Raw genomic sequence first — 4,132 nt, forward strand, 5'->3', positions numbered from 1 at the left:
AGTGGAAATTACTCAAAATGGATGATAGGTAGAACAAATGATTCTGAAAACAGTAAAACCAAACGCGGAGAACCAAATAGTTGGAGGGATTGGGATGCCAATTCTAAAGATGATGCGGATAAAGTGGAATCTTATTTTCTAGACAAAGGAATGAGGCAAGATTCAGAAAGTTATGGGAGTGCAGATTTTGTATATGTTTTCTATATAGGATCCCCTCAGGAGAACATCTGAAACTCCTGCCAAAGGACATTCTATTAATTACACTTTTGAGAAATGATTTGTCAAGAATAATTGGTTTAATCATATTGATTAAAAACCAGAAAAAATAAGAAAATGGGCTTGGAATATGTCATTATGATAGGTGTTGCCTTGAGTGGGAAAACCACTTATGTCAAAGCAAATTTCACTCATGAGGAAATACGACTTTATTATTTTGACAACGACAGAAAAAAGGAGATGAATTACATCGAGCAATGCCTCAAGCAAGGCAAAAGCATAGTTGTTGATGATACCAATCTTACAAAAGACATTCGAAAAACGCATATCGATATGGCAAAAAAATACAATGCCAAAATGATTGGAATTTTTATGAATACCTCGTCAGGGATTATTGAACAAAGAAGAACAAGGAGACATGATTCCTTTCCATTGGCTGCAATAAACAAACAACTAAAAGAATTTGAAACGCCCAACAAAGATGAGGGTTTTGACACATTGATAATTCATAAAAACTACGAATCTCCCAACAGAGCCTAATCTTAACATCCATGCTGTTTTGATTAGTGTCTTTCATGTGATGCTAACGTCCACAACACAGAGTTTATTGCAGATATCTTTGTGCTGATGCCTCCAAACCCCGATGAGATCACAGCCCCAATGGATTTGGTCAACGGGTTCAGGGCAATGTCGATTGTAGTCGTGACAGTATTCTGGATAGCACTTGCTTTTATCCTAGGTGCATTCTGGCACAAATTCAGGCCTGATTCCGAGACGAGGTTAGAAAAGCACTAGCAATCTTTTGATTTTAGCGTGATTTGCGAAATTTGGCCTTTCGTCTGAGCCTGAGTGAAATATTACAGCAAGGACATTTTGTTCCCTCATACCATATGTAGACATTGCAGGAGGTGCATCTTTTGGCATTGTTTGAATAGGTCCTCTTCTCAGACCTGTATCTCTCGCAAATTCCCCTGCAAGTCATGTCGGATAATCTTTAACTTGCAAAACCGAATTTACTAACAATTCCAATTATCGTGACTAAAGGATTTTGGGAGTCTAGATTTTCTTTTTAATCCTTGATTATTCGTGCTCAGAATCACATATCGTTGCGAGGATAAAACAAACAGTTCTATGTCATAGTTGCAGCAACAAGATATGAAGTATCTATGCAGAACCTGTAAAACAAAATGTGATGACATTCCAAAACACATGATGACAGTACACAAGTTTTCAAAAACACTTGTGGAATCCCAACTCAAAGCAAACCCAAATTCTTATACAAATTCCTTTGAAGAATTAGAATGATGACGCTATAGTGTGAATTCCAACAAACACTTCTATGCTAAAGGTAATTTTCGATACTTTTCAGCAAGTCTGTCATTTTCTAGATCTTGCATATCCAATCGCCCTTTATCAGAAATGAATTTTTTTCTGAGTCTAGAAATAGTATCTAAAAAGATTTTCATTTTTTCTTCTTTTGTTATCACATTGTAAGAGGCAGTTCATTGTATTTAAGCCAAACACACATCGCAAACTCCATAATCCTATACAAAATTATTTCATTGAATCATTGAGATTGGCAAAGTTAAGATTGGATTCTAAATTCCAGTACGTTTAATTTTATAATTCTTGCAGAAACTTTGTGACCGATGAGAAAAAAATGAAAATTATATGTAAATGGTGTAATGTTTCTAAAATTTGCCATATTGTTAGTCAAGAAATTACAGATCATCATGGAAAATATGGGATAGACAGTGTCATGATGGCCAAAGTCAAAATCCACAAGCATTTCAAAGGAAAAAATTATTGCAAGGGCTCAGATAGAACAATTACTATGCCTCTAGATAAGATGCTAAAATATAATGAAAAAAATAAAGATTAAATTCTAAACTCCAATGTTTTTGGGTTCATAGTTTCTAAATTGTAGTTTTTATTTCAAGGGGGACATAGTGGTTCATATCAAATGTTTAATCTTGAAAATTCTTAATATATTAAGTTCAACTCCTAAAATCATGAAATATTGCCATGATTGTTTAACTCCAATCAATAGTCATTCAAAAGAAGAGTATTGTACTATTTGTAAAAGAGATAGAGCCGCTAAAGTAACCTTTACAGCTTAACTGGGATTGAAACTCAACATTTCATCTTACTCTGTAAAATATTGTGTTTTTCCAGAACCAGACTTTCATCATCCCCAGAACGGTTCAAACCTCCTAGTTCCGGCTCAAAATCAAGATCATTCTTAATTCTTAGTTGGTTCTGAATGTATTATGGCTTTTACAAGATGTGACAAATGCGGAGAGATTAGATTTGATAAAAAAATTAATCTTTGTGGAAATTGCGGCCATCGAATCACAAAGGTTGCCAAGTCATTTGAGTGAAATTAGATCCTTTAATGGACTAGACGGTTAGATGCGAGTTTCACGTATGTTGAAGGAACAATGTTTGCATGATTGTTTTTCATCAACATTTTCCAGACCGCAGTTATCGCATACGTACACGCAGACAGTGAAATTCTTTGACATAAGAATCCGCGATGTGTCAAGAATGACAATTGCCAGAGAAGTAAGAGGCATGATGTTAAATGAATGAAGAAGGTAATAATGGTATAACAGAACTGTACAAAAAAGAGTTCATGCTGATTCCAGAAGAGTTGTTGGGATCGTGTGAAAATTGCGGTGATGGAACAATCATAAAGTTCTGCAGGAAATACAACGGATACATGGGAAAATGTACAACATGTGATGTGAATTGGAGAGAGTCTTAGATGACAGAAAATAAAGATTGTCAAACTCTTCAGTATGGTATAAGGGTAGTAACATGAAATCAAATACATGGAAAAGATCTGCATCACCTGTGGAAGATTTCACGATTCAGATGTTTCCAGCGGTACGCAATATGACTACTGTTCAAAGAAATGTGAGGCAATAGGTGCAATTTGACAAATGAATTGCTTTGCAAAATATGTGGCAGATATTTGGCTATTGGATGCAATTGCGATTCATTGAAAAAAGAATTATGTAGATTATGTGATCAAGAATTTGATAATTTTGATACATTACAAAAACATGTGCAAAGTTGTCACATATGACAAATGAATTAAACTGTATTTTGGATTGTAATACCCCTGAGAAAAAGAACGTATGCGGAAGCACTCAGGGGACAAATAAAAACTTGTGCCGTTTTTCACAACACTTCACATTTTTCCAATCTTGACCTAGACAATGAAAATTAATTTCATTCTTGTTTGAACATGTTGATCGCTATTTAATCACGAAAAGTCTACTCCCAACTTAGTTTTTGTCAGATTCTTGTTTATGCTCTTTGCGTCTTTTCTGTTTAATGGTGCCACCAATATTGTGTCCACGGGGTAATTTCTTAGTCATGCCTATTATTCCCCTATCATTCATGTATACCTTTGTAGTTTCTTTTCTTGATACTTGAATTATTTGGATGGTCAAGGTTGGTTTCTATACTCAATTAGCATACTTTCCACAATTACTACATCTAGACGTCTTCATGTTTACGTGTACGTCTAGAACTGTACTGGACAGAAACAAATCAATTGTCAGGACTTTTGTCCGCCAATCTTGATGAGGGTTTTAACTAAACAGTTTGTATAATGCAATGCTCATGCCAATTACACTTGAAACACCAAATACAATCCCTAAGACAACCCCATTCCTACTCAACCATGTATTTTTTTAACGATGATTGTCTGAGATAGTACCTTTACTCTGCATAACGGAAACTTCAACACCATACATCCTTTCTTCAATTAGCTTTTTTGCAATTCTGTCTTAATTATGATTGATTTTTTCTTATCTGGAATATTGAATCCTTGAAAAGTATGTAGTATTTTACAGTGAATTATTTCCAGTTCATTTTTTACTGATTTTTCATTTCAGCATGTTCT

7 protein-coding genes are annotated in these 4,132 nt (G+C 34.7%); 5 read left to right on the forward strand and 2 right to left on the reverse strand.

Annotated features, from left to right (window positions below):
* The 3 genes from OEW78_RS10040 to OEW78_RS10050 all read left to right on the forward strand — a co-directional run.
* Positions 1-231: hypothetical protein (locus tag OEW78_RS10040; protein WP_300327157.1), on the forward strand; the 231-nt coding region annotated here is incomplete at its 5' end.
* A 123-nt stretch (positions 232-354) separates the two neighbouring features.
* Positions 355-756 carry an AAA family ATPase gene (locus OEW78_RS10045; protein WP_366523064.1) on the forward strand — a complete coding sequence of 134 codons (402 nt, stop codon included), beginning with the start codon at positions 355-357 and terminating at the stop codon, positions 754-756.
* 615 nt (positions 757-1,371) lie between these two features.
* Positions 1,372-1,521, forward strand: a complete 150-nt coding sequence (locus tag OEW78_RS10050) for a hypothetical protein (protein WP_300327159.1) — start codon at positions 1,372-1,374, stop codon at positions 1,519-1,521.
* A gap of 32 nt (positions 1,522-1,553) precedes the next feature.
* Here the strand turns inward: OEW78_RS10050 and OEW78_RS10055 are convergent, their stop codons facing one another.
* The gene (locus OEW78_RS10055) at positions 1,554-1,703 is read right to left on the reverse strand and encodes a hypothetical protein (protein ID WP_300327160.1); all 150 of its coding nucleotides are present in this window, start codon (positions 1,701-1,703) and stop codon (positions 1,554-1,556) included.
* Positions 1,704-1,858: 155 nt separating this feature from the next.
* Here OEW78_RS10055 and OEW78_RS10060 point away from each other — a divergent pair, with 155 nt between their 5' ends.
* Both OEW78_RS10060 and OEW78_RS10065 read left to right on the forward strand, forming a co-directional pair.
* Positions 1,859-2,098: a hypothetical protein gene (locus OEW78_RS10060; RefSeq protein ID WP_300327161.1), complete on the forward strand. Its 240-nt coding sequence runs from the start codon at positions 1,859-1,861 to the stop codon at positions 2,096-2,098.
* 702 nt (positions 2,099-2,800) lie between these two features.
* Positions 2,801-2,983 carry a hypothetical protein gene (locus tag OEW78_RS10065; protein WP_300327162.1) on the forward strand — a complete coding sequence of 61 codons (183 nt, stop codon included), beginning with the start codon at positions 2,801-2,803 and terminating at the stop codon, positions 2,981-2,983.
* Positions 2,984-3,509: 526 nt separating this feature from the next.
* Here the strand turns inward: OEW78_RS10065 and OEW78_RS10070 are convergent.
* Positions 3,510-3,677, reverse strand: a complete 168-nt coding sequence (locus tag OEW78_RS10070; RefSeq protein WP_300327163.1) for a hypothetical protein — start codon at positions 3,675-3,677, stop codon at positions 3,510-3,512.
* Between the last annotated feature and the right edge of the window lie 455 nt (positions 3,678-4,132).

The sequence above is a fragment of the Candidatus Nitrosopumilus sp. genome (genome assembly GCF_029882185.1).
Classification (GTDB): Archaea; Thermoproteota; Nitrososphaeria; order Nitrososphaerales; family Nitrosopumilaceae; genus Nitrosopumilus.